This is a genomic window from Lapillicoccus sp., from assembly GCF_036559105.1.
GTDB lineage: Bacteria > Actinomycetota > Actinomycetes > Actinomycetales > Dermatophilaceae > Lapillicoccus.
In genome coordinates this window covers 1-24,037 of the sequence record NZ_DATBTV010000086.1, presented here as the reverse complement: position 1 = coordinate 24,037, position 24,037 = coordinate 1, and the positions used below count along the sequence as shown (strand labels likewise).

Below are 24,037 nucleotides of genomic sequence, written 5' to 3'. Positions count from 1 at the left end.
GACCGGATGTGCTTCATCGCCGACTCGGACAACAGCGACGGGTCCAGCGACTTCCCTTGCGCCGCACGGGAACCGGCCGGTATGCCCTTGAGGTACTTGTCGGTCAGCATCCCCTGGGCGAGCGGTGAGAACGCGATGCAGCCGACACCGTTGACGCCGAGGACGTCGAGCAGGTCCTCCTCGACCCAGCGGTTGAGCATCGAGTAGGAGGGCTGGTGGATGAGCAGCGGGGTACCCATCTGGCGCAGGATGTCGATCGCCTCCTGGGTCCGCTGGCCCGAGTACGACGAGATGCCGACGTAGAGGGCCTTGCCCTGCCGCACCGCAGTGTCCAGGGCGCCCATCGTCTCCTCGAGCGGCGTCGTGTCGTCGAACCGGTGCGAGTAGAAGATGTCGACGTAGTCGAGGCCCAACCGCTCCAGGGACTGGTCGAGCGAGGAGAGGACGTACTTGCGCGAGCCGCCGCCCTGGCCGTAGGGACCGGGCCACATGTCGTAGCCCGCCTTGGACGAGATGACCATCTCGTCGCGGTAGCGCCGGAAGTCCTGGCGGAAGACGGTGCCGAAGTTGCGCTCGGCCGAGCCGTACGGCGGACCGTAGTTGTTGGCCAGGTCGAAGTGGGTGACCCCGAGGTCGAAGGCCCGGCGCAGCGTCGCGCGCTGGTTGTCGATGGCCACGTCGTCGCCGAAGTTGTGCCAGAGACCGAGCGAGACGGCCGGCAGGTCCAGCCCGCTCGCTCCGCACCGCCGGTAGGGGGTGGACGAGTAGCGGGAGCGCAGGGCCTGGTAGTCATCCGCGTGTTGAGTCATGCGACCCATCCTGCCGCGTCGGTCCCGTCGACCGCACCGCCACGGCCGTTGAGGCCACCGGTTCATGCCACGTGACGCGACGGGCGCCGAGGCCGGATCACCGGAGAAGTCCGGTCGGGGTCCGGATGAAGAGACGCGCGTTCCGACGGGTGAACACCCGCGGGTATTCTGCTGGACAGGTCATGAGTGTCAGCGTCAAGCCCCGGCTCGCTGACCGGCAACCCTCCTCCGCGGTGGGGTGCCCCGGGTGAGGACCGGGCCGGCATACCCGTCTCGACGTGGGTGCCGGCAAGCGCGCAGCACCATCGCTCGCGCGTCGTTGTCGACGAGCAGTTCATGAGCAGTTCATGAGCACACTGAGGAGCCCCGTCATGAGTGACACCCCGAACTGGTCCTTCGAGACCCGTCAGATCCACGTCGGGCAGGTGCCCGACAGCCAGACCGGCGCGCGGGCGCTGCCGATCTACCAGACCACGTCGTACGTGTTCAAGGACACCGACCACGCGGCGAACCTGTTCGCGCTCAAGGAGTTCGGGAACATCTACACCCGGATCATGAACCCGACGCAGGACGCGGTCGAGCAGCGCATCGCGTCACTCGAGGGTGGCGTGGGGGCGCTGCTCGTCGCGTCCGGGCAGGCCTCGGAGACGCTGGCCTTCCTCAACGTCGCCGAGGCGGGGGACCACATCGTGGCCAGCCCGTCGCTCTACGGCGGGACGTTCAACCTGCTGAAGTACACGCTGCCGAAGTTCGGGATCTCGACGACGTTCGTCGCGGACCCGACCTCGCTGGACTCGTGGCGGGCCGCCGTCCAGCCGAACACCAAGCTGTTCTTCGGCGAGACGATCGCCAACCCGAAGTCGGAGATCCTCGACATCGAAGGCGTGGCGGCGATCGCCCACGAGGTCGGTGTCCCGCTGATCGTCGACAACACGATCGCCACGCCGTTCCTGCTCCGCCCCCTGGAGCACGGCGCCGACATCGTGCTTCACTCGGCGACCAAGTACCTCGGCGGCCACGGGACGACCATCGCCGGTGTCATCGTCGACGGCGGGACGTTCGACTTCGGCAAGGACCCGGAGAAGTTCCCCAACTTCAACACGCCGGAGGAGAGCTACCACGGGCTGGTCTTCGCCCGTGACCTCGGTGTGAACGGGATCCTCGGGGCGAACCTCGCGTTCATCCTCAAGGCCCGTGTCCAGCTCCTGCGCGACATCGGTGCGGCGATCTCGCCGTTCAACGCGTTCCTCATCGCGCAGGGCCTCGAGACGCTGTCGCTGCGCATCGAGCGGCACATCGAGAACACCCACAAGGTCGCCGCCTACCTGTCGTCGCACCCGCAGGTCGAGAAGGTCGTGTGGGCGTCGCTCGAGGGCGACCCGAACTACGAGCTCGCCCAGAAGTACACACCCCGGGGTGCCGGTGCGGTGCTGGCGTTCGAGATCCAGGGCGGTCTGCCGGCCGGCAAGAAGTTCGTCGAGGGGCTGACGCTGCACAGCCACGTGGCCAACATCGGCGACGTCCGGTCGCTGGCCATCCACCCGGCGTCCACGACGCACTCGCAGGGCGGCGACGAGGACCGGCTGCTCGCCGGCGTCACGCCGGGCCTGGTGCGCCTCGCGGTCGGCATCGAGCACATCGACGACATCATCGCCGACCTCGAGCAGGGCTTCACCGCGGCGAAGATCGACTGACCGAGTCCGGGCCGCTCGAAGGTCCGCACACGGATCGCGGTGACCTTTCCACCCTCTGGGGTGGAAAAGTCACCGCGATCGGCTGCCTCACACCACGAGCGCGGCCGTCTGGGCCAGAGCATCCGGCTGGCAGGATGTCGGCATGAGTGAGGCCGGCACCCTCGCCCACCGGTTGCGCCGGATGGGGGGACGCGACCCGGACGAGCACGGCCGCGCGTCGACGCCGCTCGAGCTGCTCTTCGACCTGACCTTCGTCGTCGCGGTCGGCCAGGCGGCGAACCTCTTCGCGCACAGCGTGTTCGAGGGTCACCCGTGGACCGGCCTCATCGCCTTCGCCATCGCGGTCTTCGCGATCGTCTGGGCCTGGATCAACTTCTCCTGGTTCGCGTCTGCCTTCGACACCGACGACTGGGTGTTCCGGGTCGTGACGATGGTCCAGATGGTCGGCGTGTGCATCGCCGCGCTCGGGCTGCCGGCCCTCTTCCACTCCATCGACGAGGGCGGCCACGTCGACAACCGCGTCCTCGTCATCGGGTACGTCATCATGCGGATGGCGATGGTCAGCCAGTGGCTGCGGGCCGCCCGCCAGTCGCCGGAGCATCGGGCCTCCTGCCTGGCCTACGCGAGATGGGTGACCGCCGCTCAGGTCGGTTGGGTGGCCCTGGCTCTCCTCAACCTGTCGCTGCTGCCGACCCTCGCAGCGATCGTGGTCCTCAACCTCATCGAGGCCTACGGGCCCTGGCGGGCCGAGCATCTCGAGGGCGGTGGCACCCCCTGGCACGCGCACCACATCGCCGAGCGCTACGCCCTCTTCGCGATCATCGCGCTGGGTGAGGGCGTGGTCGGCACCGTCGCCGCACTGTCCTCGGCCGAGGAGGCCGCCGGCGGCATCACGGCCGACGTGCTCGGCGTCGGAGCCGCAGGCATCGCGCTGACCTTCGGGATGTGGTGGACCTACTTCACCGTTCCCTCGGGCGACCTGCTGCACGCCCACCGCGAACGCGGGTTCGTCTGGGGCTACGGGCAGATGTTCGTCTTCGGCGCGATCATCGCGACCGGCGCCGGGCTTCACGTCGCCGCCCTTCGGCTGGAGGACGAGAGCCACATCAGCGCTCTCGGGGCGGTGCTGTCCGTCGCCGCCCCCGTGGGTTTCTTCCTCGTCGCCGTCATCACCGTCTACTCGTTGCTGGTCGGGGAGGTCGACGCGTTCCATATCTGGATCGTCCTCGGAACCCTCGCCGTCCTCGCCGGAGCAGTGCTCCTGGCCGCCGCGGGTGTCGGGATGCCGGTATCCCTTCTCGTCGTGGCCGCCTCCCTGCTGATCCCGGTCGTCGGGTACGAGACGGTTGGTCACCGGCACATGGGTGAGGCCACGGTGCGGGCGACAGCGGAGCGTGCCTAGGTCGTCAGCCGCTCGCGCAGCAGGGCCTGCTCGGCCGGCAGCGCGGCGAGGTCCAGCGCCCGCCGGTTGGCCTCGTTGGCTGCGTCGAGCCGGCCCACCCGGCGCAGCAGGTCGGCCCGGGTGGCGTGCCAGAGGTGGTATGCGTCGAGAGGGCCGGCCAGCGCGTCGACCTCCGCCAGGGCTGCGGCGGGTCCGGCGCACTCGGCGAGAGCCACGGCCCGGTTGAGCCGGACGATCGGCGACTGGTCGTGGCGCAGCAGCAGGTCGTAGAGCGTGAGGATCTGCAGCCAGTCGGTCTCGGCGTAGGTGGGGGCGCTCGCGTGGCAGGCGGCGATCGCCGCCTGGAGCTGGAAGCGGCCGGGCCGCCGCCACACGGCGGCCCGTTCGAGGTACCGCTCGGCCCGGGCGATCGCCGGGTGGTCCCACCGCCCGCGGTCCTGGTCGGCGAGGAGCACCAGCTCGCCCTCCGGTCCGAACCGGGCCGCCGCCCTGGACTGCTGCAGGGTGAGAAGCGCCAGGAGGCCCCACGCCTCCGGTTCGGCGGGGAGGCCGGTCGTCAGGACCTCGGCGAGCCAGACCGCGTCCTCGGCGAGCCCGCGCGAGGCGGCGTCGACGAACCCGGCGTTGTACGTGAGGTAGACGACCGTGAGGACGTCGTCGAGGCGCTCCGGCACCCGGGTCTCGGGGACCTCCATGCGGATGCCGTTCGCGACGATCTTGCGCTTCGCGCGGACGATCCGCTGAGCCAGGGTGGCCTCGGGCACGAGGAAGGCGCGAGCGACCTGCTCGGTGGTGAGGCCGGCGACCGACCGCAGGGTGAGGGCCAACCGGACCTCCACGGCCAACGCCGGGTGGCAGCAGCCGAAGAGCATCGCGACCCGCTCGTCGGTGTCGGACCAGGCGGTCGCCTGCTCCGGAGGTCCTGCCTCCTCGACCCGGGCCGCGGCGACGGCCGCCGCGAGCCGACCGCGGGCGGCCTCGCGACGGAGCCGGTCGACGGCCTTGCGCCGCGCCGTCAGGGTGAGCCACGCGCCCGGGTTGGGCGGTGGCCCGTCCCGACGCCACGCGGCCACGGCCGACACGAGCGCGTCCTGCACCGCCTCCTCCGCGACGTCGAAGTCGCCGGTGAGGCGGTGCAGGCCGGCGACGACCGGGCCGGCCTCGCGCCGGACGGCGTCCACGAGGACGGTGTCCGCGGGGTCCCCATCCGGGCCGGTGGCGGTCATCCCGTGCTCCGTCGAGGCCGGCGGTCAGTCCATCCGGTGCTCGACGATGGGCCGCACCTCGACGGCGATCCCGGGGAACCCGAGCGACGGCCACGACCGCGCCAGCTCGAGCGCGGCGTCGAGGTTCTCGACGTCGATGACGCTGAACCCGCCGATGGCCTCCTTGGCCTCCGAGTACGGACCGTCGACGACCACGGGGGAGCCGTTATCCCCGCTGCGGACCGTTGTCGCGGTCTCCGGGCCCTGGAGCTCGGCGCCGGCGTCGACGAAGACCGAGGCGTGCGTCTCGAACCACTGGAAGATCTGGCCGTAGACCTCCATCCGGCGCTCCTCCGGAACGGCGGCGTCGAGGTCGGGGCGGCTGCTGTACATGAGGACGTACTTCATGGGGCTGCTCTCCTGATGACGTGCGATGCACCGAGTGGTGCGCTGACACCACATCTACGCGGCCCACCTTCGCGGATCGACAGCCCCCGCGAACAAATATCCGCGAGTTTCGGCGCCGAGCGCCCACCTAGGGTGGAACCCATGTCCGAGGAACCCGCGGTCCGCCGCGGCGGCACCTTTGGTGGCCCCTCTGGACGCAGCGGCCGGCGACCCCGACGCCCCCCGCGCCGGCGGCCGGAAGGGTCGGCCGACACCAGGCGTACGCCCGTGCCCGAGGAGCAGCTCGCGCGGCGCCGCGCACTGGTCCCCACGATCACGTACCCCGAGGACCTGCCGGTCAGTGACCGCCGCGACGACATCGCCGCGGCTATCCGTGACCACCAGGTCGTCGTGATCGCGGGGGAGACGGGGTCGGGAAAGACGACGCAGCTGCCGAAGATCTGCCTCGAGCTCGGGCGGGGGATCGAGGGCACCATCGGGCACACCCAGCCCCGGCGGATCGCCGCCCGGGCGGTCGCCGAGCGCGTCGCCGTGGAGCTCGGGGTCGAGCTGGGCGGCGCCGTCGGGTACCAGGTGCGGTTCGCCGACCACTCGTCGCGCGACACGCTCGTCAAGGTGATGACCGACGGCATCCTGCTCGCCGAGCTCCAGCGGGACCGTGACCTGCGGCGCTACGACACGATCATCATCGACGAGGCCCACGAGCGGAGCCTCAACGTCGACTTCCTCCTCGGCTACCTCAAACGGCTGCTGCCGCGCCGGCCGGACCTCAAGGTGATCATTACGTCGGCGACCATCGACCCGCAGCGGTTCGCCGACCACTTCGCGGCGCCGGGGCGTCCGGTCCCGGTCGTCGAGGTGTCCGGTCGCACTTACCCGGTCGAGGTCCGCTACCGCCCACTGGAGCGTGAGGGGGAGGGCGGGGAGCCGGTCGACCAGGTCACGGGAATCGTCGAGGCGGTCGAGGAGCTCTGGACCGAGTCGCGGGGTGACGGCGGCAGCCAGGACATCCTCGTCTTCCTCTCCGGGGAGCGCGAGATCCGAGACGGTGCGGAGGCGCTCAGCGCCCTGAACCTGCCCGCCACCGAGGTGCTTCCGCTGTTTGGTCGGCTGTCCGCCGCGGAGCAGCACCGCGTCTTCTCGCGGCACGACGGGCGACGGATCGTGTTGTCCACCAACGTCGCCGAGACATCACTGACCGTCCCGGGCATCCGCTACGTCGTCGACACCGGGACCGCGCGCATCTCGCGCTACAGCCAGCGCACCAAGGTCCAGCGGCTCCCGATCGAGCCGATCAGCCAGGCCAGCGCCAACCAACGGTCGGGTCGCTGCGGGCGGCTCGCCGACGGCATCTGCATCCGCCTGTACGCGGAGGAGGACTACCTCGCGCGGCCGGAGTTCACCGACCCCGAGATCCTCCGCACCAACCTCGCCTCGGTCATCCTCCAGATGACGAGCCTCCGGCTGGGCGACGTCGCGCGCTTCCCGTTCCTCGACCCGCCGGACTCCCGGCAGATCACCGACGGCGTCCGGCTGCTCGAGGAGCTGCGGGCCGTCGAGACGACCCCCGACACCGAAGGGCGTGAAGCGCGACGGCAGCTCACCGCATACGGGAAACGACTGGCGCAGCTGCCGGTCGACCCGCGGCTCGGGCGGATGCTCCTCGAGGCGGACCGGCTCGGCTGCCTGCGCGACGTTCTCGTCGTCGTGTCGGCGATGAGCATCCAGGACCCGCGGGAGCGCCCCCTCGAGCGGCAGGAGCTGGCCAACGCGGCGCACAAGCGGTTCGCCGACGAGCACTCCGACTTCGCCGCATACCTGAACCTCTGGCGTTACCTGCAGGAGCAGCAGAAAACCTTGTCCGGCAGCGCTTTCCGCCGGATGTGCAAGGCGGAGTTCCTGCACTACCTGCGGATCCGGGAGTGGCAGGACCTGCACCAGCAGCTCCGACAGGCCGCCAAGAGCGCGGGGCTGGACACCTCGCGCAGCGCTCGCCAAGGAGAGCCGGACCTGGACACGATGCACCGCGCGCTCCTGGCCGGCCTTCTGTCACACGTCGGGTCTCGGGACGAGGTCAAGCGCGAGTACCTCGGCGCGCGGGGCGCCCGCTTCGGGATCTCCCCGGGTTCCAGCCTGTTTCGCAAGCAGCCGCAGTTCGTGATGGCCGGCGAGCTGGTCGAGACGACCCGGCTGTGGGCGCGCGACGTCGCGCGCATCGACCCGCTCTGGGCCGAGGAGGCGGGAGAGCACCTCGTCAAGCGGTCCTACTCGGAGCCGCGGTGGTCGGCGAAGCAGGGGAGTGCCGTCGCCACGGAGCGCGTCACGCTCTACGGGGTGCCGATCGTCCTCGCGAGGACGGTCGGGTATGCGCGGGTCGACGCCGCCGAGTCACGGCACCTCTTCATCCAGCGGGCGCTGGTCGAGGGGGACTGGACGACCCGGCACCGCTTCTTCCACGACAACACCGCGCTCGTCGAGCGGCTCTCCGAGCTCGAGGCGCGGACGCGCCGGCGGGACCTCATCGTCGGCGACGAGACGCTCTATGCGTTCTACGACAAGCGGATTCCCGCGGATGTGGTGTCAGCCCGGCATTTCGACTCCTGGTGGAAGAAGGCCGGGCGGCAGGACCCGACGCTGCTGACGTTCACCGAGGACCTGCTCCTGTCGGACCGGGCCGACCAGGTCGACACCGACGCATACCCCACGACCTGGAGGCAGGGGGACCTCGAACTCGCCGTGACGTACCGGTTCGAGCCGGGGAGCCCCGGGGACGGCGTCACCGTGCACGTCCCGGTCGAGGTGCTCAACCGGGTGACCGCCGCCGGGTTCGACTGGCAGGTCAACGGCCTTCGGGAGGACCTCGTCACCGCGCTGATCCGCAGCCTGCCCAAGGGGATCCGGCGCCTGCTGGTGCCTGCGCCGGAGCACGCCGGCGCTCTCGTGCGGGAGCTGCACGAGCGCGGGCTCGGCCCGCCAGACGGGCTGCTCACCGACGTCCTGGGCCGGGTGGTCCGGGAGACGCGGGGCGTCGCCGTCGGCCCGCAGGACTGGGACGTCGCCCGGGTGCCGTCGCACCTGCGGGTGCATTTCTCGGTCGAGGACGCGCGAGCACGGGTCATCGCCCGCGGGCCGGACCTCGACGCCCTGCGCGAGGCGGCCCAGCCCGAGCTGCGGCGGCAGGTCTCCCGCGCCGGGTCGTCGCTCGAGCGGTCCGGTCTGCGCACGTGGGAGCTCGGCGAGGTCGGCGAGATCCCTGAGGAGGTGGCGACCACATCCGCGGCCGGGCGCCTGGTCCGGGGGTACCCCGCCCTCGTCGACGACGGGGACTCTGTGTCGCTGCGTGTCCTGCCGACCCGGGCCGAGGCGGTCGCCGAGCACCGCCTGGGGGTCCGGCGGTTGCTGCTGGTCAACGTCACGCCGCCCTGGAAGCAGGTCCTGGGCCGCCTCAGCAACGCGCAGAAGCTCGCCCTGGCGCACAACCCGCACGGGTCCGTCCCCGCTCTTCTCGACGACTGCCTGGCCTGCGCCGTCGACGCGATCGCTGCGGAACGGCTGCCGGGCGAGGTCCGGTCGGCGGCGGCCTTCGCGGAGGCGCTCGACGCGGTGCGGACCCATCTCGCCGCCCGGGTGGTGCAGGTCGTCGGGCTGGTCGAGCCGGTCCTGGCGAAGGACCTGGAGGCGGTCCGGCGCCTGGACGCCATGACGGCGCCGACGCTGGCGGGGCTCGTCGCCGATGTCCGAGCCCAGCTGCGGGAGCTGGTCCGGCCGGGGTTCGTTGCGGACGCCGGACTCGGCCGCCTGCGCGACCTGGACCGGTACCTGCGAGCCGTGCTCCACCGGCTCGACCGCGCGCCTGCCGACCTGGCCCGGGACACGCGGGCGACCGACGACGTCCTCCTGGCGGAGGACGCTTACGCGAGGCTGCTGGAGTCCCTGCGCCCCGCTCGGCGGGCGTCCGACGACGTGGTTGCCGTCGGTTGGATGCTCGAGGAGCTACGGGTCTCGCTGTTCGCGCAGAGCCTCGGCACCGCATACCCGGTCTCGGTGAAGCGGGTGCTCCGGACCATCGAGACGATCGACCGGGTGTGACCGGGCGGTCGCCGAAGGTCGGCGGAATCACCACGACGCCGCGGGCGTTGTCCCGGACGCGGGCGAACGGTCCTGCGACAATCGTGTCTGGAGGCTCCGCCTCCGAGAAGCACCAGGAAGGCCATCGTGCAGGACCCATCAGAGCTCTATCGTTTCGAGACCGACACGGACCAGTCGTCCGCGCGGGCCTCGGTCATGCTCGTCTCGATGGGCGGCTTCATCGACGCGGGCCGCACGCAGCGGCTGCTCACGGAGCACCTCCTGGCCGCCCACGACCACACCGTCGTCGCCTCGTTCGACCTCGACCAGCTGCTCGACTACCGCGGCCGACGGCCGATGATGACCTTCGACCGCGACCGGTTCACCTCCTACGAGGACCCGTCGCTGCTGCTCTACCGCCTGACCGACCGTGACGGCCACCCGTTCCTCCTGCTGACCGGCGCGGAGCCGGACTACCAGTGGGAGCGCATGGTCGAGGCGGTCATGGAGCTCAACAAGGCCCTCGGCGTCGACCTCACGGTCAGCGTCCACGGCATCCCGATGGCGGTGCCGCACACGCGGCCGCTCGGGATCACCGCACACGCCACCGACCCTCGTCTCATCACCCAGCACGAGCCGGTCTTCGGCACGGTCCAGGTCCCGGCCAGCTGGTCGGCACTGCTGGAGCTGCGGCTGGGGGAGTCCGGTCACGATGCGCTCGGCTACGCCGTCCACGTGCCCCACTACCTCGCACAGGCCGAGTTCGCGGACGCCGCGCTCGCCGGCCTGGGCGCAGTGAGCGGGGTGACCGGCCTGAGCCTGTCGATGACCGACCTCGCCGCGGCGGCCGGACTGAACCGCGCCGAGATCGCTCGCGAGGTCGAGGGGTCCGACGAGGTCAAGGCGGTCGTGGAGGCGCTGGAGCGTCAGTACGACACGTTCATGGAGGGCCGCGAGCGGCCCAGCCTGCTCGCCACGGGTGTCTCCGAGCTGCCGTCGGCCGACGAGATCGGCGCCGAGTTCGAGGCGTTCCTCAAGGACGTCGTCGAGGACGACAAGGGCAAGGGCGAGAACACCGGCGGCATCGGCTCCGTCTGACCCTGCCTACTTGGCGTCGGACCAGCGTCGGATGACGCTGGTGTCGGCGACGAACCGGACGTCCTCGGTGCCGGCCCACCGGCGAGCGCTGTCGTCGAGGCAGCGGCCGACGGCGTCAGCCACCTCGTCGGCGCGCTCCTCCGGCGCCTGCAGCAGCAGCTCGTCGTGGAGGCAGAGCACGATCTGAGCGCCCATCGGGGCGGTGACGTGCCGCACCGTCGCTGCCCACGCCTTGAACAGCTCCGCCGCCGAGCCCTGGATCACCGCGTTCCGCGCGAACCGGCCACGACCGCCGTCGTCGCTGCCCGCCCACGCGGCGTCGAGGTTGATCCGGCGCCCCCCGAAGGTGCGCAGCGGCCGGCGGGCCACGCCCGACGCATACGCGTCGTCGAGCAGCGTCATGGCCACGGGGTACGCGCGCTCGAGGTCCCCGAGGGCCCTCCCGGCCGCGCCGGAGCGCTGCCCGTACATGGCGGCGAGGACCGCCACCTTGGCGACCTTGCGCTCGATGCCGAGCTTGGCCGCCACCGGCGCGTAGAGGTCGTCGGCGCGGGTCGCCTCGGCGAACGCCCGGTCGCCGGAGACGACGGCCAGCACGCGAGGCTCGATCTGGCCGAGGTCGGCGCGGACGAACACGTGCCCGGGCTCGGCAACGACCGCGGGACGCAGGGGCGCGGGCAGGTTGTGCAGGCCGTTCTGGGCGGTCATCCGGCCCGCAGCGCCGTCGCAGGCGGTCCAGCCGCCGCGCAGCCGGCCGTCCGGGCCGACGTGCTCGTCGAGCCAGCGGTACCCGTAGGTCGTCGCGATCCGCTCGTCCTTGCGCCACTCCAGGAGGGCGTCCACCAGCGGGTTCGCCAGGCGGAACGGCTCGAGCACCCACTTGCGGGTGTTGGGGACGGCGACGCCGGCCGCGGCGAGCAGGTCGCGCACCTGCGCGGGGTTTCGGAGGTCGGTGCTCTCGCGACCGGGGGCATGGACGAGGACCCGGGCGTCGCGCTCGCGGCGAATCCGTTCGGCGTCCTTCTCGTCATCCGGGCGACGGCCGGCAGCGGCGGCGATGAGGTCCTCGGCGGCCCGGCGGTCCACCGGCAGCCCGTCACGCTCGAGCTCGAGGCACAGCACGGCCGCGGCGGACTCGGAGTAACCGGCGGCCACCGCTCGCGGGCCGAGTTCCCGCAGCTGTTGCTCCTGGCGGGCGGCCAGCGCGGTCAGGGCCGCGGCGACGGCCCGGAACCGGCTCTCCGACGTGGCCCAGGACGGGTTGAGGACGTCGGGGCGCAGGTAGCCGTCGGGGCGGACGGCGGCATCCGGGTCAGCCCCGTCCCCGCCGGCGGCCGAGCCGCCGTCGAGCAGGTCGAACAGGTCGTCCCCGGCCGGTTTCGGCGCACGGTCCGGATCGAGCCCGTACGCGCTCGCCCAGACCCGCGCCAGATCGGCCCGCCAGCCGCCGTGCAGGAGCCGGTGGACCTCCGCGACGTCCCAACATCGCTGGACCCGCACGCCTGCGGCGACAAGGGGCCGAACCGCCTCGGCCGCGGACACGACAAGCCATCGCGGGTGCTGCTGGGCCTCCAGCTCCGCCGCGTGCCGGACCACGGTCGTGAGGTCGCCGACGACGACCGGTCCGCCCGGCTCACGCGGTCCCACGGCGGCGCGGTCGCCGACGACGACCAGGGGGAGCACGATGCTCATCCAACCCGACGCCGGTGACGGGCTCGCGGTGGTGCGGTCTCGCATACTGTCGAAGAAGGCGGAACCGCACGGGGGAACGTGCCGTCGTACGGTGACGTTGCCGTGTTGCAGGGCCGCGACGGTCCCGCGATGATGGGCCGGCCCGGCCGCGCTCGGCTGGACGACGAGAGGTGGACGCGTGGGGATGTTCGGGTTCGGAAACGACGAAGACAAGCAGGCGCCCGGTACGGCGCTCGAGCAGGCCAACACCCAGCCACGGGGTGCCTCCGCGATGGTCTACCGGGTGCTGCAGCCGATCCTCGATGTCGGTATCGAGGGCAAGGGGCCGCTCCCGTCAGCGCAGCACGCCGCCGACCAGGCGCGGCTGAAGAACGACAGCGTCGAGGCCGCCGTCGAGCACGTGGTCCGGATGCACCTGGCGATGGCGGGGACCGGCGGGTTCGTCACGGGATTCGGCGGGTTCGTCACGATGCCGATCGCGCTGCCGGTCAACGTGGCCGAGTTCTACTTCGTCGCGACCCGGATGACCGCGGCGATCGCTTCGCTGAGGGGCTACGACCTGACCCAGCAGCACATCCGCACGGCCGTCCTGCTGGCGCTGGTCGGCGCCGACGCCGACGACCTGATCCGCAAGGCGGGCATCGTGTCGCCGACCGGGAAGCTCATCGACATGGCGGCTCACCAGCTGCCCGGTCCGGCGCTGATGATGGTCAACAAGGCGGTCGCGTTCCGGCTCATCGGGTCGGTCGGGCGGTCGACGTTCGGTCGGCTCGGGCGGGGACTCCCGTTCGTCGGGGGTGGCGTCAGCGCAGCGTTCGACGCCTACCTGTTGAAGCGGATCGCCGACCACGCCAAGGAGGAGTTCCCGCAGCGCGCGGGGGCCATCGGGTCCTCCGCCCAGGCGGCGTCCTCACAGGTCACACCCTCGTAACAACCGGAAGTCTGCCGGTCCGCGACGGAATCGGCGCCGGACGTCGATCGTTGACCGGTATGCGGGAACCTGCCGGCGCGGGTTCGGACGACCGCAGAGTGGGTATGCGAGCCCAAGACAATCGGGCGGAGTGTCCGGGAGATCCTCGGGCAGGACAGGGAGGACGCCAATGGCACGACACACGAGCCGCATGGGGATGGTCACGATGATCGCCCGGTCGGTCCGCACGGCCGTTCGGCCGGGATCGGCCGGTCTGGTCGAGCGCGTCGAGGCGCTTCCGCGGATGCTCTCGGCGATCGCCCGCGGTGAGTACCGCGGGACCACGTTCGGCCACGTCGCGATGCTGGCCGCCGCCGTGGTCTACGTCGTCTCCCCGCTGGACTTCATGCCCGAGGCGCTGTTCGGCGTGCTGGGGCTCACCGACGACGCGGTCGTCGTGACCTGGCTGGTCGCGGCACTGGTCAACGACACCGAGGACTTCATCCAGTGGGAGCGCCAGGGTGGACGGGCCGAGGAGTTCGCCGGCGGTCGCCAGGACGCTCACGCCGCCGGCCCGCAGGACGCGCCGACCGACGAGTGGTACCGGACGGTGCAGTCGCAGGTCGTCCGCTGACGTCGTGCCCCTGAGCCCCTCCTGAGGGCTCCCCGCTGAGAAGTCGTCACACCGGAGGGTGGTGGCCTGACCAGGGCCACCACCCTCCGGCGTGCTGTCCGGCTCACCGACGGGCGCGTCCCGGTGGCGTCGGGGGTGGTCGGTGGGGCCGTCATCAACAGGGGTTGTGCGTCTCATCCCGTTGTCCACAGGTCCACCACTGCCCCTGTCGCAACGGCCGTGAGCCCGCCAAGGATCGTCGGCATGACGACCACGATCCGCCTGCGCGGGCCCGCCGACATCATCACCGTCCTGCCCTACCACCTGGGCTATCGGCCCGCGGAATCGCTGGTCGTGGTCTGCCTGACGCGCAACCGCATCGGCGTCGTCGGCCGGATCGACCTCCCGCCGCCCGACGTCGATCCTGACCTCGTGGCCGTCGAGCTGCTGCCGGTGGTGCGTCGCGAGCGGCCCGATGCGGTGGTGCTCGTCGGTTTCGAGAGCACCCGCGGACAGGCGGAGCCCGCCAGCATGGCCATGCGGGACGCTATCGAGAGCGCGGGCATCCGCGTGGTCGAGCGGCTCGTCGTCCGCGGCGGTCGCTGGTGGAGCCTCGACTGCGACCGTGACTGCTGCCCGGCCGAGGGCGAGCCCGTCCAGACCGACGACGAGGTCCCGGCGGTGTCCGACTACATCGTCCGGGGCCGGCGCCCGGCGGAGTCCCGAGCCGACCTGGCCGCGCGCCTGACGCACCGGCCGGAGCCGGCGCAGGACCGGCGCTGCGCCGCGTTCGTCAACGACCTGGCGACCGCCCGGCGCTCCCGGAGCGCGCTGCAGCGACGCCGGCGGCGGATACTCCAGGACTGGGCCAGGATCCTCGACCTCACGCCGTCCGGACCCGATGCCGTGGCGGCGCCGCCCCCTCGTGACGACGAGGCCTGGGCGTGGGCCGTCGTCTCCCTGCTCGACGTGGCGGTGCGCGACCTCCTCATTGCGTGGCTGTGTCCGGGCACGCTCGAGCTCGACGTGTTCCCGGCATCGCTGCGCCGGCTGGCGGAGTCCGTCCTGCCATCCCGCCCGGCAGGGCCGGCCCGGGACACCCGGACCGCCTCGGTCGTCGAGGACGGGGTCGATGACACGGTCGATGACAGGGTCGATGACAGGGTCGAGGACGGGGTCGAGGACGGGGTCGAGGACGGGGTCGATGACACGGGTGAGGACAGGATTGAGGACGGGGTCGAGGACACGGTAGGGGAGGCTCTCGTCGACCGGCTGGCCATGGTCTGCCGCGCGGCGCCTCGTGAGCTCTCGCCGGGCCCGCTGACCGTGCTCGCCCACGTCGTGTGGTGGCAGGGCGACGGGGCCCTGGCCCGGACCGCGCTCGACCGGGCGCTCGCAGTGGATCCCGACTACCGGCTGGCGGCCCTGCTCGAGCGGATGGTCGATGTCGCGGCCCGGCCGAGGGCCACGGCATGACGTCCCGGCGTCACGTCCACGGCGTCACGTCCATGTCGTGGAACGGGCCGGGTCCGCGGGCGAAGACGGACCGTATGATGGTGGGAGGTCATGAGTTCCAGCGCGTAGCCCCGGCTTGCTGGGCGGCAACCCTCCTTCTCTGCGGTGGGGTGCCCCGGGTGATGACACGGCCCGACCGTTCGGATCGGGCAAGCGCGAGTTCCAGGAGCAGGCCGGATGACCATCGTGGATCGGACCCGGAGTACCCCGTCGGCGGCGACGCGACCGTCGGCACCGGCTCGCGCGGCGACGCCGTCCACGAGCACGCCCGGAGGTGCGGTGAGGCCCGGTCCCGTGTCCGGAGCGTGGCGCGAGGGCGACCTGGCCGGGCACCGCCAGTTCGTGCAGGTGGGCGACGTCCCCCTCGAGCGCGGCGGGGTCATCCCGCGGGTGCAGGTGGCCTACGAGACGTGGGGCCGGCTCAACGAGCGGGCCGACAACGCGATCCTCGTCGAGCACGCCCTCACCGGGGACAGCCATGTCGTCGGCCCCCAGGACGAGGCGCACCTGTCACCGGGCTGGTGGGACGGGCTCATCGGGCCGGGCCGCCCGCTCGACACCGACCGGTGGTTCGTCGTCGCGTCCAACGTCCTCGGCGGGTGCCAGGGCACGACCGGGCCCTCGTCGCTCGCCGGCGACGGGCGACGGTGGGGGAGCCGGTTCCCGTTCGTGACGGTGCGCGACCAGGTCACCGTCGAGGCCCGCCTGGCGGTCGAGATCGGGGTGCCGCGATGGGCGGCGGTCCTCGGCGGGTCGATGGGCGGCATGCGCGTCCTCGAGTGGGCCGTGACGCACCCCGACCAGGTCGACCGCGCCCTGGTGCTCGCCAGCACGGCGTACGCCTCGGCGGACCAGATCGCGTGGGCACAGCCCCAGCTGCTCGCGATCCGGTCCGACCCGGCGTTCCTCGGCGGCGACTACTACGACGAGCACGACCGGTTCGCCGGGCCCGAGACGGGCATGGGGATCGCTCGGCGGATCGCCCACGTGACCTACCGGGCCGGAACCGAGCTGGACGACCGGTTCGGACGGGGGGCGCAGGGCCGGGAGCAGCCGCTCGGAGACGGGGGCCGCTACGCCGTGGAGTCCTACCTCGACCACCACGCGGCCAAGCTCTCCCGCCGGTTCGACGCGAACTCCTACCTCGTCCTCACCGAGGCGATGAACTCGCACGACGTCGGCCGCGACCGTGGCGGGGTCGCGGCGGCCCTGCGGGCGGTCACCGCGCAGACCACCGTGGTCGCCGTCGACTCCGACCGGCTGTACCCCGTGCGGCTCAGCGACGAGATCACCGCCGGCGTACCGGGAGCGAGGCAGCACACCATCTCGTCCGCCTACGGACACGACGGGTTCCTCATCGAGATCGAGCAGGTCGGAGCGCACATCCGGGACGCACTGCGCTGAGCGGCAGCGGGTCGGCTGGCTGGGGGCGCCCTTCGCGCGTCCACCTGCCGAGGAGGGTTCGGTTCGGGTAGGTTCACCGAGAGGGGACCGAGCTGCACCGTCGCACGTCGAGGAGGTTCGCCGAGTGTCCATCGTCGTGGGCTACATCCCGACACGAGAGGGCCGCGCGGCCCTTCGGAGGGCGGCCGCCGAGGCCGAGCTGCGCAAGGCCGACCTCATCGTCATCAACAGCGACAACGGCAAGAACTTCGAGCCCGATGACACCCGCCGCTTCGAGGCAGCGCTCGAGGGCGTCCAGGGCCGGCTCGTCCAGGCCGGCATCCACGTCGAGGTCCGTCAGCTGGTCCGTGGCAAGGAACCGGCTGAGGACCTCATCGAGGCGGCCGAGAGCAGCCACGCCGAGCTCATCGTCATCGGCCTACGTCGGCGTACCCCCGTCGGCAAGCTCATCCTCGGATCCAACGCCCAACGCATCCTGCTCGACTCGACCTGCCCCGTGCTGGCCGTCAAGGCCACCACCGAGGACGACTGACCAAGCACCACCAGCACCAGGAGTACCGGCGAACGTCCGATCCACACCTGTCCGGGCCCGATCCAGCACGCCCCGCCGCGGACGAATGGCGCCACGGCGCCTCGCAGGGTTTTATAATGGTGAGAGCACGGACGCGCAAGACCCGGAGAAGGGCCTACCAGCACGCCTCTCCTGCCCCAGCCAAGCGTCCCGAGGAATGATTCCTCCATTCCCAGCATTGACTCATGAGCGACCTCGATGGGCGTCGATGTCGCATGTCTCGGTCTCGAAAGGTAGTCGGTATCTGTGTCAACGGGCTCCACGACCCCCACGCGCTCCGGCGCGGCACTTCCCTCGGAGTTCTCGGACCCCGCCATCCAGCAGCTGATGTCGGCCGGTTCCGTCCGTCCCCTCAGCGGTGACGAGGTGCGCGACGCGTTCGAGAGCAGCAAGCTCTCCGCCGCACGACAGAAGGCGGTGCTCCGCGCGTTGGAGGATGCCGGCGTCGAGGTGCAGGTGAGCGCACCGGCGAAGCGTGCGGTCGCCGCGAGCGCGACCCGGTCGACGACGACGGCGCGGGCGACGAAGAGCGCGGCCAAGCCCGCCGCCGCCAAGACCGCGAAGGCGGCTCCGGTGAGCAAGACCGCGGCCGGAAAGACCGCGGCGGCCAAGCCCGCTGCTGCCACGGCGGCCACCAACGGCGCCACGGCGAAGAAGGTCGTGGCGAAGAAGGCAAGCCCCGCCGCCAACGGCACCGCTGCGGTAGCCGCGGCCGCCGCTCCCGCGAAGACCGCCACCAAGGCCGCGGCCAAGAAGACCACCGCGAAGACCCCCGCGAGGACCCCCGCGAAGACCCCCGGCAAGGCCGGGGCCGACAACGTCGTCGACGCGGGCGAGGACGTCGAGATCGAGGACGTCGAACTGGTCGACGTCGAGGCCGTCGCTGCCGAGGTGGTCCAGGTCGCTGAGGCCGTCGAGGTGGTCGAGGACGCCGACGCGGAGGACGAGGAGGACGAGGACGGCAACGTCACGCCTCGTAAGCCCGCCGCCGCGGCCGAGGAGGAGTCGGACGACGCCGGCTTCGTCATCCGCGACGACGACGAGGAGGACGCCCCGGCGCAGCAGGTGGTCACCGCCGGCGCCACCGCCGACCCGGTCAAGGACTATCTCAAGCAGATCGGCAAGGTTGCCCTGCTGAACGCCGAGCAGGAGGTCGAGCTCGCCAAGCGCATCGAGGCCGGCCTCTTCGCCGAGGAGCGGCTCAACTCCGGCGACAAGATCGACATGAAGCTCAAGCGTGAGCTCTGGTGGATCGCCCAGGACGGCAAGAAGGCCAAGAACCACCTGCTCGAGGCCAACCTGCGGCTCGTCGTCTCGCTGGCCAAGCGCTACACCGGTCGCGGCATGCTCTTCCTCGACCTCATCCAGGAGGGCAACCTCGGTCTGATCCGTGCGGTCGAGAAGTTCGACTACACCAAGGGCTACAAGTTCTCGACGTATGCGACGTGGTGGATCCGGCAGGCGATCACCCGCGCGATGGCCGACCAGGCCCGGACCATCCGGATCCCGGTCCACATGGTCGAGGTCATCAACAAGCTGGCCCGCGTCCAGCGGCAGATGCTCCAGGACCTCGGCCGCGAGCCGACGCCGGAGGAGCTGGCCAAGGAGCTCGACATGACGCCCGAGAAGGTCGTCGAGGTCCAGAAGTACGGCCGCGAGCCGATCTCCCTGCACACCCCGCTCGGCGAGGACGGCGACAGCGAGTTCGGTGACCTCATCGAGGACTCCGAGGCGGTCGTCCCTGCCGACGCGGTGAGCTTCACGCTGCTCCAGGAGCAGCTGCACTCGGTGCTCGACACGCTCTCGGAGCGGGAGGCCGGTGTGGTCTCGATGCGGTTCGGCCTGACCGACGGGCAGCCCAAGACGCTCGACGAGATCGGCAAGGTCTACGGCGTGACCCGCGAGCGGATCCGCCAGATCGAGTCCAAGACGATGAGCAAGCTGCGCCACCCGTCGCGTTCCCAGGTCCTACGCGACTACCTCGACTGAGGTCGAGAACCCTCACCCCAGCAGGTAGGCCGCGTCACCCGCCGGTGGCGCGGCATACCGCTGTCCGGAGTCGGGTCAGGGCAGCGTCACGTACACGGCGAGGAAGTCGCGGGCGGACGACGTGTCGAGGCGGTACGTCACGTTCGTCGCGCGGCAGATGAAGTCGCCGGTGATGGTGATCGCCGCGAGGGTCGTCGTCGTCCCGAGGAAGTTCGGGCCGCCGGAGTCGCCGTAGCAGGTGCCGCCGTTGCCGGTGGAGGGGTTCATCGAGACGCGCAGCCACGACGGTGTGGTGGCGTTCAGGGTCCCGACCGCCTGGTTGCGGACGTCGTCGTAGAGGAAGTTGTGACCGCCCGCGCCCTGGGCCTTGACGACGTCATAGGCGCCATAGCCCACCGAGGTGATCCGCTGGGACCTGGGCAGGTCGGCGAGCGACCCGGCCGCGGGCAGAGCGGCCGACGTGGCCGACATGACCGGCCGGTCGAGGACGACGACGGCGATGTCGTGCGGGTCGTTCTGGTTGTTTCCGTACCGCGGGTCGCCGTGGAACGTCCCCGCGTACACGGTGTCGCCGTCCTGGTACGCGGACGAGAACGTGACGCGCACGCGGTCGTCGTCACCCTCGGCGCAGTGGGCCGCCGTCAGGAAGACCCTCGGGCTGATCAGGGTGCCGGAGCAGTAGATCCAGGTGCCGTCGGAGTAGGCCTCGTCGGCTACCAGCCCGCCGACGTTCGGGTGGGCGTTGCCGTCCGCCGTGCCGTTGGTGATGGCTTCGGCGCGGCCCGCGATGAGGGCGATGCCGATCGCGGCCGCAAGAGCAAGGGGGGTGCGACCGAGCACGAGATGGTCCTTCCGACGTGAGGTTCGGTTCGGCTCCCCCGAGCGGTCGCCGGACGGGCGACCGGTCGAGGCTAGACCACGATGACTCGTCGGGTGCCGGGCGAACGTCAGAGAACCTTGATCCACGTCAGCACGCCGCTGCCGCTGAACCAGACGCACGGGTCGGAGGTGACGGTCATCGTCATGGTGCTCCGCGTGTCGGTGCCGGTGCTCACGACGTTGCTCAGCGTCGTGTCGGCACACCCGTCACTCGTCAGGGTGATCCGGCCTTCAGGGGAGACCGTGAGTCGGCCCTTGGCATCGGGAGCGATGTCGATGTCACCGTCGTCGTCGAGCCGGTACTTCGCGCCGACCCCGCCTCGGATCTCGTCGGAGGCCAGGAGCAGACCGGAGCCCTGGAGAAGCCACACCCCGTTGAGCTGCACGGCGTCGATGACCGGCCTGGCCTGGCTGCCGGCGTCGGAGCGGAGCTGTCGGCCGCCCTCGGACGCCGGCGAGAGTCGGGTCGACAGTGTTGGAGGTTCCGAGGCCGAGGGACACCCCGGACCCTCGAGGACGGTGGTGTCGTAGCGGATCACACCGTCGGACTCGACCGCCCACGGCACGGTGCCACGGCACACCTCCCCCTGCGGGCCGACGCTGTCCCGGACGAGAGTGGCCCCGTCGATCCGCCAGTGGTGGGTCCATCCTGCCGTGGCCAGGTCGAAGATGTTCTGCTGGTCGACGAGCCTCGACATGGTCCCGTCAGGTCGAATGGAAACCAGGTTCGACCCGGTCGCATCCTCGTCGAACGTGATCGCGGGGAGGGGTCCAACGCCTTGCGGGGTGGCCGGAATGATGGGCTCGGTCCGGCGCAACCACAACGTTCCGCCCGCCACGGCGGCGATGAGGAGCAGCACCGCCGCGGCGGCGAGGAGCAGCCGGGTCCGCGTGCCGTTGCGCTTCGGCCCTAGCCGCTTCTGCAGATCGGTCTGCATCCGGTCGACATCCGAACTGGTCATCACCACTCCGTTCGCGTAGGTGGCGAGCGACTCGCGCAGAGTTCGTTCGTCCACGGTCATGACGGCACCTCGATCCCGCGCTGCAGGGCGGCCAACGCACGGTGGCCGTGCCGTTTGACCGAGCCGAGGCCGACGTTGAGCAGCTGTGCGGTCTGAACCTCGGTCAGGCCCAGGTAGTAGCGGGCGACGACGACCTCCCGTTGGCGAGTGGGGAGGGCCCGCACCGCTGCGGCCATGCGGGCGGCTTCGTCCACCTCGACGGCCAGGTCCTCCAGGTTCTCGGAGGGCAGGAGGGTCAGCCTGGGGGTCGCGGCACGGGCCCGGATGAGGCCACGCTGTCGGGACCGACATCGACGGACCACGGCCGAGCGCAGGTATGCGCCGGCCGCGCTCGTGTCGCGCAGCTGTGACCAGTTGCGGTGCAGGGAGACGAACGCGTCCTGGACGGCTTCCTCGGCCTCGGCACGGTCGCCAAGCAGAACGACGGCGAGGCGCACCAACGCCACGCAGTGGGTGCGGAAGAGCACGTCGAGCATATCGTCACGGTCAGCGAGGGTGCCGGTCGCCGAGACGGACGAGGTGGGTTCCTCAGCCATAGCGCGCTCCCGGCCACCATCGTTCATGTATCAAGGTCGCTGCGATAGGGCAAAAGGTTGACCGGGTCGTCGAGAATCTTTCTTCCCACCTGACGACCGGCGCCGTAGGTCGGTTGCGCTCAAGACACCGGTATGCGAGTCCGTCGCCCGGCGACGTCAGGCCGGCGCGAACATCGCGGTCAGCCGTCGGGCCACCTGGTCGACGTCCGCCTCGGTGAGGGGGCCGGCCGAGCGGGCGATGCTGAGGAGGTGCTTTGGCCAGAGCACCTCGACCCCGTCGATGGTGAAGTCGCCGCCGAAGATCGGCCAGTCTGCGTCCACGAAGCACAGGAACCCGCGGACCCGCACCGGTTCGAGCGCGTCACCGGTGACCGCATCGGAAACCACTGCGACCTGACGCTTCAGGCCCTCGACGAGGGAGGTGGAGTCGCGGCCGCCGACGAGGAGGCGCTCTCGCCGCGGCACGAGAAAGCCGCCCTCGACCTTGTTGGTGGGGCGGCGGCCCGTGTACCGCTTGGCGTCGACGACCAGAACGCCCGACCGGCACACCACGAGGTGGTCGATGTTGGCCCGGCTCCTAGGGATCCGCCGGTCGTGCAGGACGCGGATGATCGGCGCCGCCACCTTGTCCAGGAGGGCACCGAGCTTCTCCTCCCCGAGCGCACCGCCGTTCCAGGCGCGAGTGTTCTGCGGATCGTTGCTCAGTGCCATGATCAGACCACCGATGCGCGGATGCGCATCACGGATCCCCTTCTCCCGCTTGGCCTTTCGCTGCTCGTAGATGCGCCGCGCCGACGCGCCCGCGACGCCGGGCTGTAGAACCTCGGCCGCCACCTCGGGTTCGGTCGGCTCGTACGCATCGACCACGTCGTCCGGCGGCGTTGTCACCCCGCACGTCACGCACCGGACGCTGCGCGTCGCGGGCGAGTAGACCGCCGTGGTCCGGGCCGGGAGAGCGGTGCCGCAGACGGCGCACGTACCCGCATACCGAAGCCGCATGGTCCGTTCGCCGTTGCTCGTGTCGATGCGTCTACCCCTCAGCCGCGGCGGGGGAACCGGTCGGCCGCCGCGTCGATCCACCGCCCGGGGGCGTCGGCGATGCGGGTCAGGGTGCGGGTCCACCATCGGACGCCGTCCTGGGGGAACAGGAACGCCCGGAGCCGTTGTGGCCAGGGCCGGTTGGTCGCGGCGGTCCGGGTCACCGTGCGGATGTCGCCGACCAGCTCGGTCGGAGCCCCGCCCGGTCGCGCGTACCGCGAGCGTTCGAGGGTGGCGACGACGTGGCCGATCGCCTCGTCGGCGCGGGTGTCGAGGAAGGCCTCACGGACGTAGTGCTGACGCCACTCGCGCAGGGTGCCGCCGCCGCTGGGTCGGGCCACCCCGAGGTCGCCGAGCCGGGACACCAGCTCGTCCCACTGCACCTCGGCCAGCTCGCCGGGGCTGGCGGCCCTGGCGCGACGTCGCCGGTTGACGAGGATCGCCGTGAGCGGCAGGACGAGGCTTCCCAGCAGACCCAGGATGATCGCGACGAGGAGCAGGTGCCACGGCTCGCCCAGCCACTCGCGCACGCGGTCACCAAGCGAGGTCGTGTCGGCCGTGGCCAGCCCGTCGACCTCGGGAGCTCCCGGGTCGCGGTCGGTGCTCGTCACCGAACCGGTGGCCCCGGGGTCGGTCGACGGCGCCGTCGTCGCCCCGGGTAGCGGGGCTGCGGCCGGGATCGTGTAGGTCGGCGCAGCGCCGGTGCGCACGGCCGGCGTGGGCTCGAACCGGAGCCAGCCGGCGCCGGGGAAGTACAGCTCGGGCCACGCGTGCGCGTCCGAGGAGCGCACGGTGAAGAGGCCCTCATCCTGGGTCCCGGGCAGGAACCCGAGCGCCATCCGCGCGGGAATCCCCTTGGCCCGCGCCATCATCACCATGGTCGAGGCGAACTGGACGCAGTAGCCCGTCTTGGACTGGAGGAACCGGAGGATCGGGTCGCGGATCTGCTGGCCGTTCTCGTCGAGCACCGACTCCGGCAGCTGGAGCGAGTAGTTGAAGCCGCCGTCGGTCCGGAGCCACTTCTGGATCGCGGCTGCCGCGGCGTACTGCGACGTCGTCCCCTCGGTGACCGTGTCGGTCACGGCGGTCAGCTGCGCCGCGATCCCGGCGTCCACGTTGGTCGAGAGCTGGACCTCGGTATCGCCGCGACCGTTGGACGCACCGGGGATGCCCGCCTGAAGCTG

19 protein-coding genes and 2 riboswitches are annotated in these 24,037 nt (G+C 71.3%); of the genes, 10 read left to right on the top strand and 9 right to left on the bottom strand.

Annotated features, from left to right (window positions below):
- Positions 1-809, bottom strand: an 809-nt coding sequence (locus VIG79_RS11200) for an aldo/keto reductase (RefSeq protein ID WP_331885581.1), incomplete at its 3' end; no start/stop codon positions are given.
- Positions 810-987: 178 nt separating this feature from the next.
- A riboswitch (SAM riboswitch) is annotated at positions 988-1,110 on the top strand.
- A gap of 70 nt (positions 1,111-1,180) precedes the next feature.
- Between VIG79_RS11200 and VIG79_RS11195 the strand changes: the two genes are divergently transcribed.
- A complete protein-coding gene (locus tag VIG79_RS11195) occupies positions 1,181-2,503 on the top strand; it encodes a bifunctional o-acetylhomoserine/o-acetylserine sulfhydrylase (RefSeq protein ID WP_331885579.1) in 1,323 nt (440 codons plus the stop codon).
- A 142-nt stretch (positions 2,504-2,645) separates the two neighbouring features.
- Entirely contained in the window at positions 2,646-3,905 is a 1,260-nt protein-coding gene (locus VIG79_RS11190) for a low temperature requirement protein A (protein WP_331885577.1), read from the top strand.
- On the opposite strand, the gene VIG79_RS11185 is transcribed toward VIG79_RS11190, so the two are convergent.
- Positions 3,902-5,131, bottom strand: coding sequence for an RNA polymerase sigma factor (locus tag VIG79_RS11185; RefSeq protein ID WP_331885575.1), 1,230 nt, complete (start codon positions 5,129-5,131; stop codon positions 3,902-3,904). The genes VIG79_RS11190 and VIG79_RS11185 overlap by 4 nt on opposite strands.
- 24 nt (positions 5,132-5,155) lie before the next feature.
- The gene (locus VIG79_RS11180; protein ID WP_331885573.1) at positions 5,156-5,518 is read right to left on the bottom strand and encodes a YciI family protein; all 363 of its coding nucleotides are present in this window, start codon (positions 5,516-5,518) and stop codon (positions 5,156-5,158) included.
- 141 nt (positions 5,519-5,659) lie between these two features.
- Here VIG79_RS11180 and hrpA point away from each other — a divergent pair, with 141 nt between their 5' ends.
- Together hrpA and VIG79_RS11170 are read left to right on the top strand one after the other, a co-directional pair.
- The gene (hrpA, locus tag VIG79_RS11175) at positions 5,660-9,607 is read left to right on the top strand and encodes an ATP-dependent RNA helicase HrpA (protein ID WP_331885571.1); all 3,948 of its coding nucleotides are present in this window, start codon (positions 5,660-5,662) and stop codon (positions 9,605-9,607) included.
- A gap of 126 nt (positions 9,608-9,733) precedes the next feature.
- On the top strand, positions 9,734-10,684 hold the full coding sequence (locus VIG79_RS11170; protein ID WP_331885569.1) for a PAC2 family protein: 951 nt from the start codon (positions 9,734-9,736) through the stop codon (positions 10,682-10,684).
- 6 nt (positions 10,685-10,690) lie between these two features.
- Here VIG79_RS11170 and VIG79_RS11165 read toward each other — a convergent pair whose 3' ends face one another.
- Entirely contained in the window at positions 10,691-12,376 is a 1,686-nt protein-coding gene (locus VIG79_RS11165; RefSeq protein ID WP_331885567.1) for a DNA polymerase, read from the bottom strand.
- A 184-nt stretch (positions 12,377-12,560) separates the two neighbouring features.
- On the opposite strand from VIG79_RS11165, the gene VIG79_RS11160 reads away from it, so the two are divergent.
- The 6 genes from VIG79_RS11160 (at position 12,561) to VIG79_RS11135 (ending at position 19,378) form a co-directional block, all read left to right on the top strand.
- Entirely contained in the window at positions 12,561-13,307 is a 747-nt protein-coding gene (locus VIG79_RS11160; RefSeq protein WP_331885565.1) for an EcsC family protein, read from the top strand.
- A 169-nt stretch (positions 13,308-13,476) separates the two neighbouring features.
- Positions 13,477-13,920: a YkvA family protein gene (locus VIG79_RS11155; protein ID WP_331885563.1), complete on the top strand. Its 444-nt coding sequence runs from the start codon at positions 13,477-13,479 to the stop codon at positions 13,918-13,920.
- 243 nt (positions 13,921-14,163) lie between these two features.
- On the top strand, positions 14,164-15,375 hold the full coding sequence (locus VIG79_RS11150) for a DUF4192 domain-containing protein (RefSeq protein WP_331885561.1): 1,212 nt from the start codon (positions 14,164-14,166) through the stop codon (positions 15,373-15,375).
- A gap of 86 nt (positions 15,376-15,461) precedes the next feature.
- A riboswitch (SAM riboswitch) is annotated at positions 15,462-15,576 on the top strand.
- A 15-nt stretch (positions 15,577-15,591) separates the two neighbouring features.
- Positions 15,592-16,818 carry a homoserine O-acetyltransferase MetX gene (gene metX, locus VIG79_RS11145; RefSeq protein WP_414672619.1) on the top strand — a complete coding sequence of 409 codons (1,227 nt, stop codon included), beginning with the start codon at positions 15,592-15,594 and terminating at the stop codon, positions 16,816-16,818.
- Positions 16,819-16,942: 124 nt separating this feature from the next.
- A complete protein-coding gene (locus VIG79_RS11140; protein ID WP_331885557.1) occupies positions 16,943-17,350 on the top strand; it encodes a universal stress protein in 408 nt (135 codons plus the stop codon).
- A 366-nt stretch (positions 17,351-17,716) separates the two neighbouring features.
- The gene (locus tag VIG79_RS11135; protein ID WP_331885583.1) at positions 17,717-19,378 is read left to right on the top strand and encodes an RNA polymerase sigma factor; all 1,662 of its coding nucleotides are present in this window, start codon (positions 17,717-17,719) and stop codon (positions 19,376-19,378) included.
- Between the two features lie 75 nt (positions 19,379-19,453).
- Here VIG79_RS11135 and VIG79_RS11130 read toward each other — a convergent pair whose 3' ends face one another.
- The 5 genes from VIG79_RS11130 to VIG79_RS11110 form a co-directional block, all read right to left on the bottom strand.
- Positions 19,454-20,218: a trypsin-like serine protease gene (locus VIG79_RS11130; protein WP_331885555.1), complete on the bottom strand. Its 765-nt coding sequence runs from the start codon at positions 20,216-20,218 to the stop codon at positions 19,454-19,456.
- 107 nt (positions 20,219-20,325) lie between these two features.
- Positions 20,326-21,279: a hypothetical protein gene (locus VIG79_RS11125; protein WP_331885553.1), complete on the bottom strand. Its 954-nt coding sequence runs from the start codon at positions 21,277-21,279 to the stop codon at positions 20,326-20,328.
- Positions 21,276-21,755: a sigma-70 family RNA polymerase sigma factor gene (locus tag VIG79_RS11120; RefSeq protein ID WP_331885551.1), complete on the bottom strand. Its 480-nt coding sequence runs from the start codon at positions 21,753-21,755 to the stop codon at positions 21,276-21,278. The genes VIG79_RS11125 and VIG79_RS11120 overlap by 4 nt, the downstream gene beginning before the upstream one ends.
- Before the next feature lie 216 nt (positions 21,756-21,971).
- Positions 21,972-22,715 carry a nuclease-related domain-containing protein gene (locus VIG79_RS11115; RefSeq protein ID WP_331885549.1) on the bottom strand — a complete coding sequence of 248 codons (744 nt, stop codon included), beginning with the start codon at positions 22,713-22,715 and terminating at the stop codon, positions 21,972-21,974.
- Between the two features lie 137 nt (positions 22,716-22,852).
- Positions 22,853-24,037: transglutaminase-like domain-containing protein (locus VIG79_RS11110; protein ID WP_331885547.1), on the bottom strand; the 1,185-nt coding region annotated here is incomplete at its 5' end.